The sequence below is a fragment of the Streptomyces sp. NBC_00859 genome (genome assembly GCF_045161865.1).
In the GTDB taxonomy this organism is placed as follows: Bacteria; Actinomycetota; Actinomycetes; order Streptomycetales; family Streptomycetaceae; genus Streptomyces.
Genome location: NZ_CP108826.1, coordinates 4,071,810 through 4,093,907 on the forward strand (window position 1 = coordinate 4,071,810; position 22,098 = coordinate 4,093,907).

Here is a 22,098-nt window from a genome sequence, read left to right on the forward strand (position 1 = left end):
GATTCTGCCCCGACGCCGGCCGCCCTGTCGCTCTCTGTCCGGACACGCTGCCTCCCTCTGTCTCTCTTCGGGGGTTACGGCAGGGCCGCGCGCCCGATCGCGCCTGCCGCCGCACGGGCGGCGGGAGATGCAGCGAGGTACTCGACCGCCCTGTGCAGAGAGCCCTCCTGGGAGGGATGGTACGACCGCCTCAAGTAGCGCGGTATCGCAGAGCCCAGCGCACCCCAGGAAGGCAGCAGGCCCTTGGCGACCGCCCGCTTGTGCTCCCTCAGGGAGTACCGCGGCGGGCCCGTCGGTCCCGGGTCGTGGCGCATGAGATACGAGGCGCCCCATATCCAGAGCCACAGCAGCACCGGAGTGACCACGGCCATGCCCTCGACCCGCCGCACGTAGCGCGGCAGTCCTTCGCCGCCGCAGTGCTGGTACATGTCGAAGGCCACCGCCCGGTGTTCCACCTCCTCCGCGCCGTGCCAGCGCAACAGGTCGAGCATGACGGCATCGGACCCGGCCGCATCCAAGTCACCGGCGCCCAGCACCCAGTCCCCGAGGACCGCGGTGAACTGCTCGATCGCGGCCACCAGCGACAGCCGGAAGCGCAGCCACTCCCGCGCCGGCACCGGTAGGCCGAGCGGCGGGCGTTCACCCAGCAGTTTCTCGAAGAGGAAGTCGACGTGCCGGGTGTAAGCCGTGGTGTCGAGCCGCTGGGCGGCGAGATGGTCCAGGACGTGGGAGTGCTGCACGCTGTGTGTGGCCTCCTGGCCCATGAACCCCTTCACGTCCTTGAGCAGTCCGGGCTCCGCGACGAGTGGCAGAGCCTCCTTGAAGACCTTCACGAACCACCGCTCGCCCGCCGGGAGCAGCAGATGCAGCACATTGATCACATGGGTGGCGGTGGGCTCGCCGGGTATCCAGTGCAGCGGGGTGCCCGCCCAGTCGAAGGAGACCCGGCGGGGTGCGATGACGTACGGTCCCGTGCCGGGGCGCTGTCCGGTGCTCACAGCGGCGGCTCCAACCGGGCTATGGCGCGCAGGGTCCTCGGCGCGAAACGGGACATGAAGCGGGCGCCGCGTGCCTCGGGTGTCACCGGGACAACTGCCCGGTTGTGCACCACGGCGGAGAGAATCGCATCGGCCACCTTCTCCGGCGGGTAGTTGCGCAGCCCGTACAGCCGGGAGGACTTCGACTGCCGGCGCTTCTCCTCGTCCGCGGACACACCGGCGAAGCGGGCGGTGGAGGTGATGTTGGTGTTGACGATGCCGGGACAGATCGCGGTGACTCCGATGTCCTGTGCGGCCAGCTCCGCGCGCAGGCACTCGCTCAGCATGAGCACCGCGGCTTTGGACGTGGAGTACGCCGGGAGCGCCTTCGAAGGCTGGTACGCAGCGGCCGAAGCGGTGTTGACGATGTGGCCGCCCTGACCGCGCTCAGCCATTTGCCTGCCGAAGAGCCTGCAGCCGTGGATGACACCCCACAGGTTGACGTCGAGGACCTGCTTCCAGTCCTCGCTCGTGGTTTCCAGGAATGAGCCCGAAAAGCCGATGCCGGCGTTGTTGACCAGGACATCGACCGTGCCGTACTCGGCCGCTACCTTCTCGGCGAGCTTCTCCATCGCCTGCTCGTCGCTGACATCGACCGTTTCCCCCCAGGCATCGGGGGAGCCGATCAGCCGCGCCATCTCCGCCGTACGCGCCGCCCCTTCCGCGTCCCGGTCGACGGCCACGACGCGCGCACCCGACTCGGCGAACGCGAACGCGGTGGCCCGGCCGATCCCGCTCGCCGCGCCCGTCACCAGAACGAGCCGACCGCTGAAACGGTCGGCGTGCCTGCCCGTAGCGGCCGTGTGCGGGGCGGCCCCCGGGGTCTCGTGGGCCGTGACGAACTCCCCGATCCAGGAGGCCAGCTGATCCGGCCTGGTACGCGGCACCCAGTGCTTGGCGGGCAGGGTGCGGCGGGTCAGCTGCGGTGCCCAGTGCTCCAGCTCGTCGTAGAGGTGCTCGGAGAGGAAGGCGTCACCGGTGGGTGTGATCAGCTGGACGGGCACGTGGGAGTACGCGTCGGGGCGCGGCCTGCGCAGCCGGGGCCTGACGTTGTCGCGGTAGAGCCAGGCTCCGTGGGCGGCGTCCGAGGGCAGCGAAGCCGTCGGGTAGTCGCCGGACGGCACCTTCTCCACCCGCTCCAGGATCTTCGGCCAGCGCTTGCCGAGCGGGCCGCGCCAGGCGAGCTCGGGCAGCGCGGGCGTATGCAGGAGGTAGACGTACCAGGACTTGGCACCCTGGCCGAGCAGTTGGGCGGCCCTGCGGGGTGTCGGCCGGGAGATCCGCTTCTTGATCCACTGACCGAAGTGGTCGAGCGAAGGGCCGGACATCGAGGTGAACGAGGCGATCCGGCCTTCGGTGCGTGAGACGGTCACGAACTCCCAGGACTGCACGGATCCCCAGTCGTGGCCGACGAGGTGCACCGGCTCGCCGGGGCTGACCGCGTCCGCCACAGCCAGGAAGTCGTCGGTCAGCTTCTCCAGGGTGAAACCGCCGCGCAGCGGCACCGGTGCGGAGGACCTGCCGTGCCCCCGGACGTCGTACAGCACCACGTGGAACCGGTCGGCCAGCAGGGTCGCGACCTCGGACCAGACTTCCTTGCTGTCCGGGTAGCCGTGCACCAGCACTACGGTCGGCCGGTCGGGATCGCCCAGTTCGGCGACGCACAGCTCGATGCCACCGGTGCTCACCCAGCGCTCACGCGCTCCTTCGATTCCCGTACTCATGCGGCTCTCTCCTCTGCCCAGCGCCGCACATGCGGCAGATCGTCGTCCAGCCAGAACGCGCTCTGTTCGGGGTCGGCCGAGTCGGTGACGACCAGGATCTCCTCGAACTTCGCTCCCGTGCCCCGGAATCCGAGGTGCGGTTCGACCGCCCACAGCCCCGGCTGGGGCGGGTGGTCCGAGAATTTGTACGGGCTCCACAGCGGTGACCAGCCGTCCCGGTGGCCGCGCAGCGCATCGCTCGCCAGGCCCTTCAGGGACTGGGTGCCGAACCCGAACACATGGGGCGACCAGCGGCGCTCCGTGACCTGGTCGACCTTGTGCGCGATCACACCGAACGGGTAGGCGCGGTGCCGGTTCGCGTACCCCTGGGCCGCCATCAGCCGCTCGACGTCCTCGTACACCGTGCGCAGCGGGCGTCTTTCGCGGACCTCGCGCAGGATGAGGTCCCGGTGGGCCTCCAGATCGGCCAGCAGCTTGTCGTGCACGGGATTGAGACCGAGGCAGCCGGAGTAGCCGATGTCGGCGGTGAAGCCATGGTGGACGGGGGCCATGTCGAGAATGAACGGCATTCCTGCTTCCAGCCGCCGGTTCGTCGGGAAGAACTGGAGCGGCAGCTTGAATCCCGTGAAGGCGGTCCGGTCGCCGAACCAGGCGAAAGGCAGATGGAACCAGTCCCGCACACCCCGGCGGTACAGCCACTCGCGCTGCATCCGCGCCGCCTCACGCTCGGTCACACCCGGTCTGAGCTGGGCGGCGACAGCCTCCGCACAGGCGTAGGCAAGGGTCTGCACCTCTCTGAACCCGCGCAGCCGCGCGGCGTCCGCGCCGCCTCGCCCGACCGGCCGTGCCACCGGGTCGCCTCCCGGCCGCGCTGCTGATTTCACCCCTGAGGCCATGCCACCTGTCCGTCCCGTCCGTGTGCGGTACGTGCTCGTAACTTGACACTGATGAATGTGACAATGCCCGGCGGCTACGTCAAGGGCCCCGCCCGACCTGTGGACAACGCCCTGTGGACGACAGCCCCCGGAGCAGCGGCCTGTGGACAACGGGCGTCCGGCGAGGGCTTGGTGGGACAGTGGACACCAGACCGTGAGCGCCGCGGTCGGTGAACGCCGTCCCCGGCAGCCTGCCGGTGGGCATCCTCCGCGGGAACACCGCGGGAAACCCTGGCTGCTCCCCCTTTCGTACCGGGCCCCTACGGGTCCGTACCTCTGGAGGGGGACAGGGATCCAGCCGTCTGGGGTGACGTCCGGGGCGGGCAGCGCCATTAACTTCGGAATGTGACTGTGATCGCGACCGAAAGCCTGAGCAAGCGGTTCCCGAGGGTGACCGCGCTTGACCGGCTCTCCCTGGACATCGGACCCGGTGTGACCGGACTGGTGGGATCCAACGGAGCCGGCAAGTCCACGTTGATCAAGATCCTGCTGGGTCTGTCCCCCGCCACGGAGGGCCGGGCCGCCGTGCTCGGGCTCGACGTCGCCACCAGTGGCGCCGAAATCCGTGAGCGCGTCGGGTACATGCCCGAGCACGACTGCCTGCCACCCGACGTCTCGGCCACCGAGTTCGTCGTCCATATGGCACGGATGTCCGGACTGCCGCCCACCGCCGCACGGGAGCGCACGGCCGACACGCTGCGTCATGTCGGCCTCTACGAAGAGCGCTATCGCCCCATCGGCGGCTACTCGACCGGTATGAAACAGCGCGTGAAGCTCGCTCAGGCGCTGGTCCACGACCCGCAACTGGTGCTGCTCGACGAGCCGACCAACGGCCTGGACCCGGTCGGGCGTGACGAGATGCTCGGGCTGATCCGCCGGGTGCACACCGACTTCGGCATCTCGGTCCTGGTTACCTCACACCTCCTCGGCGAGCTGGAACGGACCTGTGACCACGTCGTCGTGATCGACGGCGGCTCGCTGCTGCGCTCCAGCTCGACCAGCGACTTCACCCAGAGCACCGCGACGCTGGCGGTCGAGGTCACCGACTCCGAGGCCCATCCCGACGGGACAGGGGTGCTGCGCGAGACGCTCGCCGCTGCCGGGGTGGTCCTGCACGACGGTGTCGAGGACGGGCTGCCCGGCGCGGGCCGCATCCTGCTGGTCGAGGCGGCCGGCGAGGAGACGTACGACCTGGTCCGTGACACGGTCACCGATCTGGGGCTCGGACTCGTGCGGATGGAGCAGCGGCGCCATCACATCGCGGAAGTCTTCCATTCGGACCCGCGGAACCAGCAGAGCGGGCAGGACCGGCAGCAGAAGCAGGAGGTGCAGGCGCGATGAGTACCGAGACCAGCCAGATCCACAACATCGGATACCGGAACTACGACGGTCAGCGCCTGGGGCGTGCGTACGCCCGCCGCTCGCTCTTCGCGCAGTCCCTGCGCGGCGCCTACGGTCTCGGCCGCTCCGCCAAGTCCAAGGTGCTGCCGATGATTCTCTTCGCGGTGATGTGCGTGCCCCCGGCGATCATCGTGGCGGTGGCCGTGGCAACCAAGGCCAAGGATCTGCCACTCGACTACACCCGGTACGCCATCCTCACTCAGGCCGTCATCGGGCTCTTCCTCGCCGCGCAGGCCCCGCAGGCCGTCTCCAGGGATCTGCGCTTCAAGTCGATCCCGCTGTACTTCTCCAGGCCGATCGAGCGCGTCGACTACGTCATCGCCAAGTACGCGGCGATGGCCTCGGCCCTCTTCGTGCTGACCGCGGTGCCTCTGGTGATCCTTTACGTCGGCTCGCTCCTCGCCAAACTCGACTTCGCCGACCAGACCGAGGGGTTCGGGCAGGGGCTGGTCTCCGTGGCACTCCTCTCGGTGCTCTTCTCCGGTATCGCCCTGGTGGTCGCCGCGCTCACACCGCGCCGCGGCTTCGGAGTCGCGGCGGTCATCGCCGTACTGACCATTACGTACGGAGCGGTCTCCACGGTGCAGGCCATCGCCTTCAACCAGGACGCCGCCGGCGCCGTCACCTGGCTCGGGCTCTTCTCCCCGATCACGCTGATCGACGGCGTACAGACCGCCTTCCTCGGCGCGACGTCCGCCTTCCCGGGAGGGAACGGGCCCGGGGCGGGTGCCGGAGTGGTCTATGTGCTTGTCGTTCTCGCGCTCATCGCCGGCTCGTACGCCGTCCTGATGCGCCGCTACCGGAAGGTCGGGCTGTGACCACGATCAACATCGACCACACCTCGCGCTGGTTCGGCAATGTGGTGGCGGTCAACGACATCACCATGACGGTCGGCCCCGGGGTGACCGGACTTCTCGGACCCAACGGCGCGGGCAAGTCCACCCTCATCAACATGATGGCCGGTTTCCTGGCTCCATCGACCGGCAAGGTCACCCTCGACGGGGAGCCGATCTGGCGGAACGAGAGCGTGTACCGGCAGATCGGTATCGTGCCGGAGCGGGAGGGGATGTACGACTTCCTCACCGGCCGCGAGTTCGTCGTCGCAAACGCCGAACTGCACGGCCTCGACGAGCGCGCCGCGCAACAGGCCCTCGCGACGGTCGAGATGGAGGCGGCGCAGGACCGCAAGATCGCCACGTACAGCAAGGGCATGCGCCAGCGCGTGAAGATGGCTTCGGCGCTCGTGCACAACCCCGGCGTGCTCCTCCTCGACGAGCCGTTCAACGGCATGGACCCGCGCCAGCGGATGCAGCTGATGGAGCTGCTGCGGCGGATGGGGGCGGAAGGACGTACGGTCCTCTTCTCCTCGCACATCCTGGAGGAGGTCGAGCAACTCGCCTCGCACATCGAGGTGATCGTGGCGGGACGGCATGCCGCGTCCGGAGACTTCCGCAGGATCCGCCGACTGATGACGGACCGTCCGCACCGCTATCTCGTACGGTCCAGTGACGACCGTGTCCTTGCCGCCGCGCTGATCGCCGACCCGTCGACCGCCGGCATCGAGGTGGACGTCGCGGAGGGCGCGCTGCGTATCCAGGCGGTCGACTTCGGCCGGTTCACGACGCTGCTGCCGCGCGTCGCCCGTGAACACGGCATCCGGCTCCTCACTGTCTCGCCGTCCGACGAGTCCCTGGAATCGGTCTTCTCGTACCTCGTAGCGGCCTGAAAGGAGCTGTCACGCCCATGTACAACCCCACAGTCGCCCGTCTCACCTACCGGGCCCTGCTCGGCCGCCGCCGGGCCGCGATCCTCTTCGTGCTGCCCGCTCTGCTGATCGTGATCGCCGCCGCGGTACGCACTTTCAGCGGTGCCGACGACGAGGTCGCCACCCATGTGCTCGGCGGTTTCGCCATGGCCACGATGGTGCCTCTGATCGGTGTCATCGCGGGTACGGGCGCGATCGGTCCGGAGATCGACGACGGGTCGATCGTCTACTTGCTGGCCAAGCCGGTGAAGCGCCCCACGATCATCCTCACGAAGCTCACCGTGGCGATCGCCGTCACGATGGCGTTCTCCGCGATCCCGACCTTCGTCGCGGGCATGATCCTGAACGGCAACGGCGGGCAGATCGCGGTGGCCTACACGGTCGCCGCTCTGGTCGCCTCCATCGCGTACGCCTCGGTCTTCCTGCTCCTGGGCACGGTCACCCGGCACGCTGTCGTCGCCGGTCTCGTCTACGCCCTGGTCTGGGAAGGGCTGTTCGGCAGCCTGGTGCCGGGTGCGCGCACACTGAGCATTCAGCAGTGGTCCCTCGCCCTGGCGGAGAAGATCGGTGCCCCGGGTGCGATCAACTCGGATGTCGGACTGTCCCTGGCCGTGGTGCTGCTGGCGGGCGTCACTGTGCTCGCCACCTGGTACGCGGGTCAGAAGCTGCGACGTCTGACACTGGCGGGCGAGGAGTGAGACGCGGGCCGGGACGGGGGCGGCGGTATCCGTCACCCCCACCCCGGCCCTGTTGCCGGGCCCGCCGCCGGCGCCCCAGCCTCCTCAGCGCCGACGACGTCGGCGCTGTCGCTGTTCGTGTTGTTCCTGTTCCTGTTCCTGTCGTGCTCGGTGGGCCAGGCGCGGACGTTGGCGTTTGACCTCCGTGATGTCCTCGCTGAGATCCGACAGCCGCACGCGCATCGCCCCGATGACGCGGTTCGTGGCGTCGAGCCTCTGGTCCAGCGCCTCCAGCCGGTGCGACATCCGTACCAGCACCGGACCCAGCTCCCGCAGTCCGGGGCCGATCTCACCCATGGCCGACTCCAGTTGGGTGACGCGGTACTCGATCCCCTCGTCGCGTGGGCCGGGTGGCGGGGTGCGGTGCTGTTGCTCGGTGTTGAGGAGGTAGCCCCTTACCTGACGGGCGACTTCGCTGTCGCGCAGCATCATCGCGATATTGAGCACGGTCCGGCGGGTGTGAACGGCCGGACCGGAACGGGGCTGTGGATAACTCATTCCGTTCGCGGAATAGGGGGACAGGTTGTCCCCCTTGAATTCCTCGAGGTCAGAGCCCTGCAGGATGCGCAGCCCATTGGAGACGAGCTCCTCACGGTGCCGCTGGGTCAACTTCTTGATGACTTCTGTGGATACGTCGAAGCACCGTGCCACATCCTCCGTACGGAGATGCATCCCGTCCGGCAGCAGTGAGAGTGCCTTGACCTTGTCCAGGGCGTCGACGCGTCCCAGATGGTCGGCGCGCAGTGCGCGCGATTCGAGCAGAGCGACTTCTGATGGCATGGATGAGCCTGCCATTCGTGTTCATCGGTGCATGACAGTGATGGCCGACTCTCGTACAAGTCACGCGGTCGTGGCCGGACCCGCTTGCACCTTGAGGTCGCGGGCCGCGAAGAGGCCCACCACCAGGGCCGCCGCGCACACCCCCAGGACGAGGGCGATCGGGAGGGTCCAGCTGCCCGTGGCCTGGTACACGGCGCCTGCGGTCAGAGGGCCGGCCGCGGCGAGGAGGTAGCCGACCGTCTGTGCCATCCCGGACAGCCGTGCCGCTGTCTGCGCATCCCCGGACCGCAGGACGATGAGCGTCAGCGCCAGCCCCACCGCGCCTCCCTGCCCGATGCCCAGTACCGCCGACCACAGCCAGGCACCCGAGACCGGAGCGGTCATCAGGCCCGCATAGCCGACGGCCACCATCGATGTGACCAGCACGATCAGTGGCCGCTGACTGCGCATACGGCCCGCGAGCAGCGGAACCCCGAAGGCCCCCGCGACCTGGATAAGGTTGTTGAACGCGAAGATCACGCCCGCTGTCGAGCGGCTCATCCCGTGATCGGTGAAGATCGTCGGCATCCAGGCGATCAGCACGTACGACCACAGTGACTGAAGCCCCATGAACAGCGTGACCTGCCAGGCCAGCGCCGAGCGCCAGATGCTCCTGGGCGGCCCGGAGTCCGCCGGTCCCGAACCAGCCGGTGCGACGCGTACCTCGCGGCCGGTACGGCCGCGCGCGATCAGCACCTGCGGCAGCCACGCCACTGCGGCAACCGCTGCCAGCAGCGACCAGAAGGCCAGCGACGCCTGCCAGCTGTTTCCGAACGCCTTCTCCAACGGGACCGAAGCCGCTGCGCAGAGTGTGGCGCCACCGATCATCGCGCCCGTGTAGACGGAGGTCATCGACGCGGCCCGGTCGGGGAAGTCCCGCTTGATCAGGCCCGGCATCAGCACGTTCAGGAGGGCTATCGCGGTGCCGGCCAGCACTCCGCCGCCGTACAGGGCGAAGACGGACGGCAGGACCCGGACCAGAATGCCGATGCCCAGCAGCACGAGCGCGCACAGCAGCACCACTTCGGTACCGAAGCGGCGTGCCAGCCATGGGGCGACCATGGCGCCCACTCCGAGGAACAGCACCGGGACCGAGGTCACCAGGCTCGACGCCGTCGACGAGAGTCCGAATGTGTGGCTGATCTCGCCGATCAGGGGAGACACGCTCGCCAGCGCCGCCCGCATATTGAGCGAGGCCAGCACGATGCCGATGAGCAGCACCACGGGGTGTGCGACGAGGGCGCGCCGTGCCGCGGCGCCCCGGGGCGAGGGCAGGACATCGGCTTCCGCGTCGGGAAGGAGTTGGTCCAGATCCGGGCGGGACAAGACAGTTACCTCTCAGCGTTTCTGTTTTTCCGGCGGTGGTGCGGGCGGGGACGGCCGATGCGTGTCGTCAGCGGCCCACCAGCCTGCGGACCACGTCGATCGGCACCTGGAGAAGAGCGCGTGCCGCCTGCTCCGCAGCTGCCGGGTCGCCGCTCTCGATCGCGTCGACCAGCGCCTCGTGCGCGGTGAGGTCGATCGGCGGCATCTCCCGGTCGCCGAGAGCCGCGACCAGGGATTCGTGCACCTGGGTCGAGAAGAAGCGGTAGACCTCGGCGAACGTGGTGTTGTGTGTGGCCTCGACCACCCCGAGGTGGAAGGCGAGATCCGCGTCGGCGGCCCGGTCTCCGTGCTCATGGAGGGTGCCGAGGGCTTCCCGCAGCCAGTCGAGGTCCGCTGCGTCCCTGCGGACGGCCGCCAGCCTGGCGGCCTCCGTTTCCAGGGCGACGCGCAGTTCCAGGATGTCCAGGACACCCGCGTGGCTCATCGTGCGCAGTACGGCGGAGGGGTCGGCGGTGGAGCGTACGAAGGTGCCGTTGCCCTGGCGGGACTCCAGAAGCCCGGCGTGCACCAGGACACGTACCGCCTCACGGACGGTGTTGCGCCCGACGCCGAGCTGCTCGGCGAGGTCGTGCTCGGTGGGGATCCGGTCACCGACGGACCACTCTCCTTCGGTCAGCTGGTCCCGCAGTTGTTCGACGACGGTGTCCACGAGGGACTGCCGTCCTGCCGCACGCAGTGCCATGTCATCGCCCCATGTTCATCCGACGTGGTGCCCGGGTCGCCCGGTTGCCCAGTCATCCTACAACTTGCCGCACTCGTGTCTCAGGGGCTCTCAAGGTCTCTCCGCGGGCTGTCTCCCCCTCTGAACGGGCTGGCCGATCGTCCGGGCGGGACTGTCCGACGGGCCGGGCCCCGGGAGGGGGCGACCGGACCTCAGCCCTGGAGCAGCCGCTCCAGCACCACGGCGATGCCGTCGTCCTCGTTGGACGTGGTGACCTCGTCCGCCACGGCCTTCAACGCGTCGTGGGCGTTGGCCATCGCCACGCCGTGCGCCGCCCAGCCGAACATGGGGATGTCGTTGGGCATGTCACCGAACGCGATCGTGTCGGCGGCCGTGACCTTCAGGCGCCGGGCGGCCAGCGACAGACCCCTTGCCTTGTTCAGCCCCAGCGGCAGGATCTCCACGACGCCCTCCCCCGCCATCACCACGTCGACCAGGTCCCCGACGGCCTGCCGGGCGACCTGGGCCAGCGCGTCGTCGCTCAGCGCCGGGTGCTGTATGTAGACCTTGTTGACCGGCTCGGACCACAGATCGGCCGGATCGTCGAACCGCATCACGGGGAGGGGACCCTCGGCAGTCCGGTAGTCCGGGCTCATCAGCACCTCGCCGTCCAGGCCGTCCCGGCTGGCGGCCAGTGCCAGCGGACCGGTCTCGGCCTCGATCTTGGCGACCGCGAGACCGGCCAGCCGGCGGTCCAGGGTGACGGAGGTGAGCAGCCGGTGTTCGCCCGCGTGGTAGACCTGCGCCCCTTGCGCGCACACCGCCAGTCCCTCGTAGCCGAGGTCGTCGAGGATGTGGCGTGTCCACGGGACCGCCCGTCCGGTGACGACGATGTGCGCGGCACCCGCCGCGGTCACCGCGGCGAGCGCCGCGCGAGTGCGTTCGGAGACCGAGCCGTCGTCGTGCAGCAGTGTGCCGTCGAGATCGGTCGCGACCAGCCGGTAGGGGAGAGCGGGAGCCGTCACTTGGACGCGGGCTCCAGCGTCTCTCGTCCGCCGAGGTACGGCCGGAGCACGGGCGGGACCCGCACCGAGCCGTCGGCGAGCTGGTGGTTCTCCAGGATCGCCACGATCGTCCGGGGTACGGCGCAGAGTGTGCCGTTGAGTGTCGCCAGCGGCTGGACCTTCTTGCCCTCGCGCATCCGGACAGACAGACGACGCGCCTGGAATCCGTCGCAGTTGGAAGCCGACGTCAGCTCGCGGTACTTGCCCTGAGTCGGGATCCACGCCTCGCAGTCGAACTTCCTGGACGCCGATGCCCCCAGGTCGCCGGTCGCCACGTCGATCACCTGGAAGGGAAGCTCAAGGCTGGTCAGCCACTGCTTCTCCCACTCCAGGAGTCGCTGGTGCTCGGCGGCCGCCTCGTCGGGGTGGACGTACGAGAACATCTCGACCTTGTTGAACTGGTGCACCCGGAAGATGCCCCGGGTGTCCTTCCCGTACGTTCCTGCCTCGCGGCGGAAGGAGGGCGAGAAGCCCGCGTAGCGCAGGGGCAGTTCGCCGGCGTCGATGATCTCGTCCATGTGGTACGCCGCGAGGGGGACCTCGGATGTGCCGACCAGGTAGTAGTCGTCCTTCTCCAGGTGGTAGACGTTCTCGGCGGCCTGGCCGAGGAAGCCCGTGCCCTCCATGGCGCGCGGGCGTACCAGCGCCGGCGTCAGCATCGGGATGAACCCGGCCTCGGTGGCCTGGGCGATCGCCGCGTTGACCAGCGCCAGTTCCAGCAGTGCTCCGATGCCCGTCATGTAGTAGAAGCGGGAGCCCGACACCTTCGCGCCGCGCTCCGTGTCGATGGCCCGCAGGGCCTCGCCGAGCTCCAGGTGGTCCTTGGGCTCGAAGCCCTCGGCCGCGAAATCACGGATGGTGCCGTGTGTCTCCAGGACGGTGAAGTCCTCCTCGCCCCCGACCGGCACGTCGGGGTGCACGAGGTTGCCGAGCTGGAGCAGCAGTCGCCTGGTCTCCTCGTCGGCCTCGTTCTGCTCGGCGTCGGCCGCCTTGACGGCGGCGGAGAGCTGCCCCGTCTGCTTCAGCAGGTCGGCCTTCTCGTCACCCGAGGCCTTGGGGATCAGCTTGCCGAGAGTCTTCTGCTCGGAGCGGAGTTCGTCGAACCGGAGTCCGGACGACCTGCGCCGCTCGTCGGCGGAGAGCAGGGCGTCGACGAGGGCGACGTCCTCTCCACGGGCGCGCTGGGAGGCGCGAACACGGTCGGGGTCCTCACGGAGCAGGCGAAGGTCAATCACCCCACCAGGCTACCGTTGCTCGCTTCCCCCACTCGACTCGATATTAGCCGCGCGGCATCACTGGCGCCGCTTTGTCCGAATTGATGCACTATCTATGGAATGGCGGGGCGGCGGGGATATCGGGTCGGCCGTGGGGTGTGTCCGGTTGGCCGGTGGGTCAATAAAGGCGGTCCGATTCGCCGGAACGAAGCATTCTGGGCGAAGCGGTTGACCCCATCCCCCTTGCGTCGGAGGGGACTTGGGGTCGCTTGTCCACAGGAATCCACAGGTCGGATTAGTTATCCACAGGCTGTGTGGGAAATCTGTGGATGACCGAGGGGGATGGTTCCGAAAGCCTCACAGGTGGCCAGGTGTTTGCCGGAATTTCCCCTTCAAACCATCTCCGCACACTCATTCAGGTGGGAATTGCTCGCTCTAAAGGGTTGATCGCCGCAATTGGGGTGACAGCGCCCCACCTGCAGGCCTGTGGACGGAAGTGTCGCCCCTGAGCAGATTTGTCGACCATGTCGGCTTGTACTGTCGACTTGTCCCCAGGTCGAGACGGGACCTGTGGATAACTTTTCCGAAGTGCGGAAACCTGGACGTACGACGATCGCATGCATGCGCGCGGCCGTGGTCGAGATAGGACCACGGCCCGGCCGGGGCCTGCCCGATGCATGGCGGGCCGCATCCCCGTACCGCCCCCGGGTGTCACCCCTGGTTGCCGACCGGGGTACCGCCCCCGGGTATCCCTTCCCGGGAATCCCCGGGCACTCCCGCTTACTCAGGCCCGGCCGTCCCCGCAGCGGGCGAGCCAGTCCGAGGCCGCCACGAACTCCGTGTCCGACATACCGGACCGCAGCGGCTGCACGTCCTGCGGCGTCACTCCTGCCCGCGGGTACGAACCGAGGAACCGCACCTCCGGGCAGCTCCGCTTGAGGCCCATGAGCGCCTCGCCCACCCGGCGGTCCGCGATGTGCCCCTCCGCGTCGATGGCGAAGCAGTAGTTGCCGATGCCCTCTCCTGTCGGGCGTGACTGGAGCAGCATGAGGTTCACCCCCCGCACCGCGAACTCCTGGAGGATTTCCAGCAGCCCGCCGGGCCGGTCGTCCCGCTGCCGGACGACCACGGACGTCTTGTCGGCGCCGGTGGGCGAGGCGGGCCGGGCGGGGCGTCCCAGCAGGACGAAGCGCGTCTCGGCGTTCTGGGCGTCGTGGATGTCGGTGATCAGCGGTTCAAGCCCGTACGTGGCGGCGGCGAACTCGCCGGCGAAGGCCGCGTCGTACCGCCCCTCCTGCACGAGCCGGGCGCCGTCCGCGTTGGACGCTGAGGACTCCCACAGCGCCTCGGGGAGGTTGGCCCGCAGCCAGTTCCGTACCTGGGGCTGGGCGACGGGGTGTCCTGTCACCGTCTTCACGTCGGTCAGCTTCGTGCCCGGCCGCACCAGGAGCGCGAAGGCGATCGGAAGCAGCACTTCGCGGTAGATCATCAGCGGTTCCCCGCCCGCCAGCTCGTCGAGGGTCGCGGTGACGCCGCCCTCGACGGAGTTCTCGATCGGTACGAGCGCCGCCGCGGCCTCCCCCGTACGTACCGCGTCGAGCGCGGCCGGTACGGAGACCATCGGGACGAGTTCGCGGGTGGCGGCCTCGGGGAGCGTACGCAGAGCCGCCTCGGTGAACGTGCCTTCGGGGCCCAGATAGGTGAAGCGCGTGGCTGACATACGGTCACCCTAATAGGCCGGACGCCCCGGGCCCGGGGCGTCCGGACAGGAAGCCCAGTGCATCGACCGCACCCGGCACCCGACTCGACTGCACCCGGCACGCGACGGTCGGCACCCGGCACGCACCCGCCGGACGGAGCCCGCCCCGTCGCAGCCCGGCACCTGGCCTCCGTGGTCCTGGTCCGGCCTCCCGCGGCACGGCGCCCGGCCCCTGGGCCCGGGTCCGGCCGTTCGCCCCGCGTCCAGCGGCCTCCGTGGCCCGTACCCGGTGGCCCTCGTGGCCGGACGCCCGGTGGCTCTCGCCGGCCGGGTCCAGTGGTGCTCGTCGCCTGTGCCCCGTGGCTTCCGTTGACCGCCGGCCGGTGGCTTCCGTGGCCGCGCTCAGTGGCCTTCGAGGAGGCGCTGGCCCACGTACTCTCCGGGCCCGGCCGCCCCCGGGACCGCGAAGAGCCCGCTCGCCTCATGCCGGATGAAGGTGGACAGCGCGTCGCCGCGGTCCAGCTTCCGCTGCACCGGTACGAAGCCCCGTACCGGATCGGCCTGCCAGCAGACGAACAGCAGCCCGGCATCCGGTGTGCCGTCCTGGCCGATCCCGTCGTGGTACGAGAAGGGGCGCCGCAGCAGCGCCGCGCCGCCGTTCTGTTCGGGGGCCGAGATCCGCGCATGGGCGTTGTCGGGGATGACGAACTTGCCGTCCGGACCGACCTTGTCCAGATCCATGGCTGTCGTCTCGGTGCCTCCCGTCAGCGGGGCGCCGTCCTTCTTCCGCCGCCCGATGACCTGCTCCTGCTTCCCGAGCGGGAGCTTTTCCCAGTCGTCGAGGAGCATCCTGATCCGGCGTACGACGGCGTACGAGCCGCCCGCCATCCACTCCGGCTGCGCGCCCGCACCCCTGGCACCGTCGCCGCCGCCCGCGGGGACGAAGACGCGCCGGTCGAAGTCGCTCTCCGACTGCTTCGGATTTCCCGTCCCGTCGATCTGGCCCATCAGATTGCGGGTTGTCATCGGCTCGGCGGTCGCGCCGAGCGCGCGGTTGAAGCCGCTCATCTGCCAGCGGACCCGGGCTGCCGAACCCGCGTCGTTCTGGAGTGCGCGCAGAGCGTGGAAGGCGACGAGCGGGTCGTTCGCCCCGATCTGCACCCACAGATCGCCGTTGCTGCGCTTGGCGTCCAGGTGGTCGGACGCGAAGTCAGGCAGCGGATCGAGCTGGGTGGGGCGCTGCGCGGAAAGCCCGGTACGGCCGAAGAAGGACCGTCCGAAGCCGATGGTGACGGTCAGGGACGCGGGCCCCGCGTCGAGTGCGATGCCGGTGTCGCCGTCGACCGGCCTGCCCGCCGTCATCCGCTGGGCACTCGCCGACCAGCGCCGCAGCAACGCGGCTGCCTGGGTCCGGCCGGATCCTGCTGCGAGGTCGAAGGCGATCAGGTGCCCGGTGGACTGGGCGGGAGTCGTGATGCCCGACTGGGGGGCGGGGCGCGCGGACCCGCCGGTCTTCGCCGCAGCGTGGAAAGGCACCTCGGTCGAGCCGACGGTCGTCAGCGCGGTGGCCGGGTCGGCCTCCGTTGCGGCGTGTGCGGCGGCCCCACCTGCGGCACCCACGACGAGGCCGCCCGCGCCCACAGCGCCCGCGGTACCGAGCAGCCGCCTCCTGGAGATGTCGTTCATGCCGGTCAGCCGATCCTCACGGTTTTGTTCACGGTGGTCTCGTCGATGTCGGAGGTCCGCACGGTCACGGCGACGTCCCAGTTGCCCGCCATCGGGATCTGGACGCCGTCCGCGCTCCAGTGTCCGGTGAACAGGTGGTCGGGGGTGACGGGCAGCGGCCCGATCTTCTTCGCCTTGAGGGTGAGAGCGATCTTGACCTCGGGAACGTCGTACGGCTTGCCCGCCGGGTTGTTCACGAAGAGGTGCATCTCGTTGCTGCCGCTGCGGCCCGGTGTGAGTTCGAGCGCCACTGTCCCCTTGCCCTTGGGGCCGCCCGTGTCGAACGGGAGGGTGATGTTGACCGGGCCCGAGGGCACCGCGGCGGCGGAGGACGAAGTGGTCCGTCCGGCTTCCTCCTCGGTCCTGCCCGGCTCGGTGGTCGTCAGTACGGTCGTCACCGCCAGCAGTGCCACCGCGACCACGGTCTCGGCGAGCACCGACTTCCGGAGGCCGGTGCGGTGCGGGTCCGCATCCCGTACCCGCTTCTCGCGCACCACTGCCCTGGCGGCCTGCTGCCGGGCGAGCTGCGCGGCGCGCCGAGGGTCGGCGGACGCGGTGACCGGCTGCTGCCGCGGGACGGCGGCCCCTGTGTCACCACTCTCGGAAGCAACGGTCCCAGAAGCGATGGCCTCGGTGACTGACGCCTCAGCGGCAGGGCTGTGAGCTGCAACAGCGCCATCGGCAGCCGTGCTGGTGGCGGCCGTCCTGTCGGCAGCAGCGTTGGTGGCGGCCGTCCCGTCGTCAGCCGCGCCGGTGGCGGCCGTCCCACCAGTGGCCGTCCCGCCGTCAGATGTCCCGGTAACACCCGCCCGCTCGGCACCCGCCCGCTCGGCACCCGCCCGCTCGGCACCCGCCCCCTCGGCACCCGCCTCCGAGAGCCGGGCTGTCCAGCGGCGTGAGAAGAACGCGATGCAGACGACCACCGCGACGAGCCCCACCTTGACCATGAGCAGCTGCCCGTACCCCGTACCGAACAGCGCCGACCAGGACCCGACCTGGCGCCACGACTGGTAGAGGCCGGTCGCCGCCAGGGTGCAGACGGCGACGAAGGCGATCCGGGAGAACCGCTGTACGGCGGCCCGTTCGATGGCCGGAGTGCGGAACAGGGCGACGAGCAGAGCGGCGAGTCCGCCGAGCCAGGTGGCCACGGCCAGCAGGTGCACGACGTCGACGGGCATCGCGATCCCCGGCTGCAGACCCACCGACGCGTGTTCGGTGAGCGCCCAGGTGGCGGCTATCCCGGCGGCGACGACGGCGCCCCCGACGGCGAGGCCGAAGGTGAGGTCCTTCCTCTCCTTCGCCGCTTCAGGGTCGGTGGAGGTCGCGCGCCGGGCGTACGCCCCGAAGAGAACGGAGATGAAGAGTGCGGAGGCGCCCAGCAGCAGCAGTCTGGAGACGAGTGCGGCGCCGGGTTTGGTCTGGAGGACGCCCTTGAGCGCGCTCAGGTCGAAGACGTCCGCGAGGTGTCCTGACCCGGTGTAAGGGGCCCTGAGCAGCAGAAGAACGAGGGTGGACGCGGTCAGCGTCAGCCAGCCGCGTACGACGAGCCGCTGCAGCGGCCGTTCGTTCGCCCCGCGCTGCCAGCAGGCGAGGACGAAGGCGGCGCCGCCGACGAGCACGATGAACCCGGCGTAGGCGGCGTATCGAGCGGCGCCGTAGAGGACGCCGACGAGTCCGCCGCCGACGTTCTCACCGGTGGCGGACACCGTGGTCCTGGACGGGGCGCCGATGGAGAAGGTGAAGGCGCCCGACACGGGGTGGCTGTCGGCGGAGATGGCCTGCCAGGCGACTGTGTACGTGCCCTTCGCGAGGCCGGGGCGCAGGTCGACACCGTACGTGACGGTGCCGCCCTTGGAGAGGTTACGTAGTGCGGCGGTGTCGGCGCGCTTGCCCTTCGGGTCGAGGACCCGGATGGACTTGTTGTCCATGGCGACCTGCTCGGAGAAGGTGAGCGCGACGTCGGCAGGGGTCTGCGCGACCACCGCCCCCGCTTTCGGGTTGCTTCCGAGCAGGGCCGCGTGTGCGGACGCGGGGGCGGCCGCGGCGAACAGCGCGCCGAGGAGCGCCGCCGCGACGAGCAGCAGCCGTGCGAGCGGAAGGCCGGAGCGTGGTGGGGCGGTGGTCGCCGTCATGGTGTCAGCTCCTCAACTGTGCTGCGGGTTGTAGGTGGGCTCCTTGACGGGAAGTTCGGCCTTGAGCACGCCGCCCTTCTCGAAGTGCAGCTCCACGGCGACCTTCTGGCCGCGCTCGGGCTGCTTCTTGAGGTGCATGAACATGAGGTGGTTTCCGCCGCGCTCCAGGTCCAGTTCGCCATGGGCGGGGACCGGGAGGGACTTCACCGCGAGCATCTGCTCGTTCTTGGTCGTATGGATGGTGATGTCGTCGGAGAGCCCGCTGGTGACGGAGGTGAGCCGGTCCGCGGTGGCACCGCGGTTGGTCACGGTCACGAACCCCGCGGCCATCCCGCTGCCCCCGACCGGCTCGGGCATGAAGGATTCCGTGACCTTCAGCTCGGGCTCACCAGCCGCCGCCGGGCCGGAGCCCGACGCCGTACCCGAGCCCTTACCCGACCCCGACCCCGACCCCGACGGTGAACCGGGCCCGGACGATGAGCAGCCCGCCAGCGCCAGCGCCGCAGTGGCGGCTATGGCGCAGACGGAGGACGCCCGCGCACCCCGGTTCACGGGTTCTCACCCTTGACGATCTTGGGCATGTCCTTCGTGTAGTCCTTGACCGTGGTGTCCTCGCCGTACAGGAGGTAGCCCTTGTCCGTCTTCGGCGAGAAGGCGATGACCTGCGCCCCGTGCATCGAGACGATCGTGCCGTCCTTCTGCTTGGTGGTCGGCGAGATGCCGATGCCGATCTGGCGGGCCCCCGCCTGGATCTTCTTGAAGTCGCCGGTGAGCCCGATGAACGACGGGTCCTGCGCCTTCAGCCACTTGCCCAGTTCGGACGGGGTGTCACGAGCCGGGTCGGTGGTGACGAAGACGACCTGGAGCTTGCTCTGCTCGGATTTGGGCAGAGCCTTCTTGGCCACGGCGATGTTCCCCATGGTCAGCGGGCAGATGTCGGGGCAGTGCGTGTAGCCGAAATAGATCAGCGTCGGCTTGCCCTTGGTCTCCTTGCGGAAGTCGAACTTCTTGCCGTGTGTGTCCGTGAGGACGAAGTCCGGCTTGGTGAACGGGGTGTCGAGCACCGTCGCGGCCTGTGTCCTGGTCTGACCGGAGACGTCGGCCACCGGGCTCTTGCCGGAACTGCCGCCGTCGTCGCTGCCGCAGGCCGCGAGTGAGAAGGCGGCCGCCACCGCGAGGGCGGCGGCCGTCAGCGACTTCTTGTACACGCGGTGCTTCGTGCTGTGCGTCGTGCTGTGCATGGAGGAACGTCCCAAGTGCTGAGGGTGGTGTGGGCCGTCAGGCGGTACGGCGGCGGCCGGCGAGGACACCGAAGGCGACGCCCGCGATGCCGATGATGATGCCGATGACCGCGAGGATCCTGGCGGTGTTGTCACTGCCGTCCGAAGACGAGGCGGTGGCAGTCTTGGCGGGCGTGCCGCTGTCGCCCGGTGCGGATGTCTTGCCGGACGCGCTGCCCGGTGTGGCGCCGGCGGTGTCGGCGGCCGGGGTCAGCTTGAGTACGGGCGCCGGGTTCTGGGGCTCGTCGGCACCGGGCTTCTGCTCCTCGATCCAGCGCACGACCTCCTTGTTGGAGTACGTCTGCAGAGCCTTGAAGGTGAGCTGGTCGGCGTCCGTGGGCAGCTGGCCGACGGAGAGCGGGAACTGCTCGAACTGTCCGGGCGCGATCTTCCCGCCGGTCCAGGTGACCTTCGAGACGGCCTCGTTGATCTTCTTGCCTTCGATGGTCAGCGGCTTGGCCAGCTTCGAGGTGGTGACGTGGACCTTCCAGCCGGGCACGGGCTCCGGCATCACCGAGGCCAGCGGGTGGTCGGCCGGGAAGTTGACCTCGACCTTGGTGGTCGACTCGCTGTCACGCTCGTTGGGGACCTTGAACGCGATGGTCGCGTAGCCGCCCTTGGCCGCCTCGCCCTGCGGCTGGACGGTGACGTGTGCGAAGGCGGTGCCCGAGACCAGCAGGACAGAGGTGGCGGCGACGCCACCGACCACGGCGATACGGCGGGTGAGCCCCGGGCGGCCGGTGCCCGGACGGGTGTTGCCCAGCAGGGTGGTCTTCAGCGGGTTGATGCTCATGGGGAACACACTCCACGGTGCGAGAGGACGGGTGGCAGCCCGCGCGCCGGTGCGCGCGGACAGCACGGCACCGCTCCCGTCGCTTCTCGCGTGGGGAGGTGCCGCGTCAGGCTGCGAACGCGTACATCTCGGGCGGACCACGCCTGATCACCGTGTGCTGGAGTGCTTCGCCCGCCGTCCACAGCGGAGCGGGCAGCGGCGCGTACCCGGCGCGCGGTCCCTGGGCCGGCGCACCCGGAAGCCCGGCGCGCAGGGCGCGTACCAGCGCGAGAGCCGCGCGCAGATTCCGTACGAGTGCGCCCTCGGCGACACCGTGCGACTGCCGGCTCAGCCGGAACAGGGCGATCTCACCGCGCCGCAGCAGCCAGCCCGTCGCCAGGCCGGCCAGCAGATGGCAGAGCGCCATCGGAAGGGTCGGCAGCATGAAGGCGCACGACGAGGTCGCGGCCTCCGCCATGTGGTGCGGTACGGGCCGGGCGGCGTTCGCCGCGGGGTCGATGCCCGCCGCGGCGACGATGCTGTGTGCACGGGCGGCGTTCAGCGGTGCGGCTCCGGCTCCGCAGACCAGCTTTCCAGCGAGCAGGACCAGGGCTGAGGGGTCGGCCGCGGGCTGCCCTCCCCCGCCTGCCGCTCCGGCTCCGGCGCTTGCGCCCATGGAACCCATCACCATGGAGCCGTGCTGGCCGAGCCCGAATACGGTGTGCAGCGCGAGCTGGCCCGCGGTCAGCGCCGCTGCGATGCCCGGCAGGGAGCGCTCACGCCCGGCGAAGGGCGCGGCCACCGCGAAGAGTCCGGCGAACCCGAGGGCCAGCGGCCACCACGGGACTGCGGTACCGGAGGCCAGCGCGTGCCCCACCCCGGCCAGCACGACGCAGACCGCGGTGAAGACCGCGGTCCTCAGGAGCCGTGGACCGGCTCCGGCACGTACGGCAGAGGTAAGCATGGCCGGGTCATCATCGCACTGGGCCGGCAGCTGGTGTACGGCAGGTCCGGAAGGTCACCATCCGTCCCGGTGCGGCCCCCGCCGGGGGTCCGGCCGAACGGGCGGCGCGGGGCCGGGGCGCGCGGCGAACCGCCTGTGGCAGGCCCGCGTTACACCGGCGCACGGGGTACGCGCGTCCGCCGAATGAGCGGTATCACGTCAACTGCGTGCTTACGACCCCCGCGCTGCGGCAATACGTACACCTATGTCGAGCCGCAGCCAGGAGGCTGGAGCATGAGCATCTGGTGGTCACTCCATTTGCGGCGCGAAGCCGCGAGCGTTCCGCTCGCCCGTCGTCTTCTGCTCAGTGCCATGGAGACCGCGGGGGTGGACCCCGACATCTCCTTCGATCTGTCGCTCGCACTCAGCGAGGCCTGTGCGAACGCAGTGGAGCACGGAGGAACCGGAGGGCCGGGCGCCGCTTCCCAGGTGTACCGGGTGACGGCGTTCCTCGACGGCGAGAGGTGCCGGATCGAGGTCACCGACTCCGGGCCGGGTTTCCCCGCACGGCAGAAGCGCCGCACCGCGCCGCAGAACGTTCTGACGCATCCCGCAGCGCCGACCGGGACCTGGGCCGAGAGCGGCCGGGGCCTGGGGCTGATCGAGGAGCTCTCCGACCACGCCGACTTCCGCAACAGGCCGGGACGGGGCGCGATGGTGAGCTTCGACAAGGCCCTGAAGTGGCGGGAGGACGCGCTGCTCAGGGCCTCGTGACACGCGGGGCCCGCCTGCCGCCCTGCTTGT

At 69.8% G+C, this 22,098-nt stretch carries 20 protein-coding genes; 5 read left to right on the forward strand and 15 right to left on the reverse strand.

The genetic code is table 11. The annotated features are described in order from the left end of the window. Positions 1-74 precede the first annotated feature (74 nt). From OG584_RS17440 to OG584_RS17450, 3 genes are read right to left on the reverse strand one after another with little or no spacing between them, the layout of a single operon-like run. Positions 75-998: a metal-dependent hydrolase gene (locus OG584_RS17440; RefSeq protein ID WP_405778938.1), complete on the reverse strand. Its 924-nt coding sequence runs from the start codon at positions 996-998 to the stop codon at positions 75-77. Beyond that, a complete protein-coding gene (locus OG584_RS17445; protein WP_405778939.1) occupies positions 995-2,761 on the reverse strand; it encodes an SDR family oxidoreductase in 1,767 nt (588 codons plus the stop codon). The genes OG584_RS17440 and OG584_RS17445 overlap by 4 nt, the downstream gene beginning before the upstream one ends. Next, positions 2,758-3,657 carry a M24 family metallopeptidase gene (locus tag OG584_RS17450; RefSeq protein ID WP_405778940.1) on the reverse strand — a complete coding sequence of 300 codons (900 nt, stop codon included), beginning with the start codon at positions 3,655-3,657 and terminating at the stop codon, positions 2,758-2,760. Before OG584_RS17450 ends, OG584_RS17445 begins: the two co-directional genes overlap by 4 nt. A 384-nt stretch (positions 3,658-4,041) precedes the next feature. On the opposite strand from OG584_RS17450, the gene OG584_RS17455 reads away from it, so the two are divergent. Genes OG584_RS17455 through OG584_RS17470 form a run of 4 tightly spaced genes read left to right on the forward strand, consistent with a single transcriptional unit; the run spans position 4,042 to position 7,560 of the window. Then, a complete protein-coding gene (locus OG584_RS17455) occupies positions 4,042-5,037 on the forward strand; it encodes an ABC transporter ATP-binding protein (RefSeq protein ID WP_405778941.1) in 996 nt (331 codons plus the stop codon). Continuing rightward, positions 5,034-5,915, forward strand: coding sequence for an ABC transporter permease (locus OG584_RS17460; RefSeq protein WP_405778942.1), 882 nt, complete (start codon positions 5,034-5,036; stop codon positions 5,913-5,915). The genes OG584_RS17455 and OG584_RS17460 overlap by 4 nt, the downstream gene beginning before the upstream one ends. Next, entirely contained in the window at positions 5,912-6,823 is a 912-nt protein-coding gene (locus tag OG584_RS17465; protein ID WP_405778943.1) for an ABC transporter ATP-binding protein, read from the forward strand. The genes OG584_RS17460 and OG584_RS17465 overlap by 4 nt, the downstream gene beginning before the upstream one ends. 17 nt (positions 6,824-6,840) lie before the next feature. Continuing rightward, complete coding sequence (locus OG584_RS17470; RefSeq protein ID WP_405778944.1) at positions 6,841-7,560, forward strand: ABC transporter permease; 720 nt, start codon at positions 6,841-6,843, stop codon at positions 7,558-7,560. A gap of 84 nt (positions 7,561-7,644) precedes the next feature. Here OG584_RS17470 and OG584_RS17475 read toward each other — a convergent pair whose 3' ends face one another. The 12 genes from OG584_RS17475 to OG584_RS17530 all read right to left on the reverse strand — a co-directional run bounded on the left by OG584_RS17475 (position 7,645) and on the right by OG584_RS17530 (position 21,315). Beyond that, positions 7,645-8,379: a hypothetical protein gene (locus OG584_RS17475; protein ID WP_405778946.1), complete on the reverse strand. Its 735-nt coding sequence runs from the start codon at positions 8,377-8,379 to the stop codon at positions 7,645-7,647. A 60-nt stretch (positions 8,380-8,439) separates the two neighbouring features. Next, positions 8,440-9,744 carry a CynX/NimT family MFS transporter gene (locus OG584_RS17480; protein ID WP_405778948.1) on the reverse strand — a complete coding sequence of 435 codons (1,305 nt, stop codon included), beginning with the start codon at positions 9,742-9,744 and terminating at the stop codon, positions 8,440-8,442. 67 nt (positions 9,745-9,811) lie between these two features. Further along, positions 9,812-10,486: a FadR/GntR family transcriptional regulator gene (locus OG584_RS17485; protein WP_405778949.1), complete on the reverse strand. Its 675-nt coding sequence runs from the start codon at positions 10,484-10,486 to the stop codon at positions 9,812-9,814. Between the two features lie 191 nt (positions 10,487-10,677). Beyond that, positions 10,678-11,490 carry a Cof-type HAD-IIB family hydrolase gene (locus OG584_RS17490; protein WP_405778951.1) on the reverse strand — a complete coding sequence of 271 codons (813 nt, stop codon included), beginning with the start codon at positions 11,488-11,490 and terminating at the stop codon, positions 10,678-10,680. After that, a complete protein-coding gene (gene serS / locus OG584_RS17495) occupies positions 11,487-12,764 on the reverse strand; it encodes a serine--tRNA ligase (protein ID WP_405778952.1) in 1,278 nt (425 codons plus the stop codon). The genes OG584_RS17490 and serS overlap by 4 nt, the downstream gene beginning before the upstream one ends. Positions 12,765-13,527: 763 nt before the next feature. Further along, a complete protein-coding gene (gene pheA, locus OG584_RS17500; protein WP_405778953.1) occupies positions 13,528-14,463 on the reverse strand; it encodes a prephenate dehydratase in 936 nt (311 codons plus the stop codon). A gap of 381 nt (positions 14,464-14,844) precedes the next feature. Then, on the reverse strand, positions 14,845-16,128 hold the full coding sequence (gene efeB / locus OG584_RS17505; protein WP_405778955.1) for an iron uptake transporter deferrochelatase/peroxidase subunit: 1,284 nt from the start codon (positions 16,126-16,128) through the stop codon (positions 14,845-14,847). A 5-nt stretch (positions 16,129-16,133) separates the two neighbouring features. Continuing rightward, positions 16,134-18,299 carry a copper resistance protein CopC gene (locus tag OG584_RS17510; RefSeq protein WP_405778957.1) on the reverse strand — a complete coding sequence of 722 codons (2,166 nt, stop codon included), beginning with the start codon at positions 18,297-18,299 and terminating at the stop codon, positions 16,134-16,136. A 12-nt stretch (positions 18,300-18,311) separates the two neighbouring features. Then, positions 18,312-18,851, reverse strand: coding sequence for a copper chaperone PCu(A)C (locus OG584_RS17515; protein ID WP_405778958.1), 540 nt, complete (start codon positions 18,849-18,851; stop codon positions 18,312-18,314). Next, positions 18,848-19,540: an SCO family protein gene (locus tag OG584_RS17520; protein WP_405778960.1), complete on the reverse strand. Its 693-nt coding sequence runs from the start codon at positions 19,538-19,540 to the stop codon at positions 18,848-18,850. The genes OG584_RS17515 and OG584_RS17520 overlap by 4 nt, the downstream gene beginning before the upstream one ends. A 37-nt stretch (positions 19,541-19,577) precedes the next feature. Next, a complete protein-coding gene (locus OG584_RS17525) occupies positions 19,578-20,372 on the reverse strand; it encodes a YcnI family protein (RefSeq protein ID WP_405778962.1) in 795 nt (264 codons plus the stop codon). A 106-nt stretch (positions 20,373-20,478) separates the two neighbouring features. Continuing rightward, positions 20,479-21,315, reverse strand: a complete 837-nt coding sequence (locus OG584_RS17530) for a hypothetical protein (RefSeq protein ID WP_405778964.1) — start codon at positions 21,313-21,315, stop codon at positions 20,479-20,481. Positions 21,316-21,588: 273 nt separating this feature from the next. On the opposite strand from OG584_RS17530, the gene OG584_RS17535 reads away from it, so the two are divergent. Beyond that, positions 21,589-22,068 (forward strand): ATP-binding protein, encoded by a 480-nt coding sequence (locus OG584_RS17535; protein WP_405778965.1) that lies wholly within the window; start codon positions 21,589-21,591, stop codon positions 22,066-22,068. The last annotated feature ends 30 nt before the right edge of the window (positions 22,069-22,098 follow it).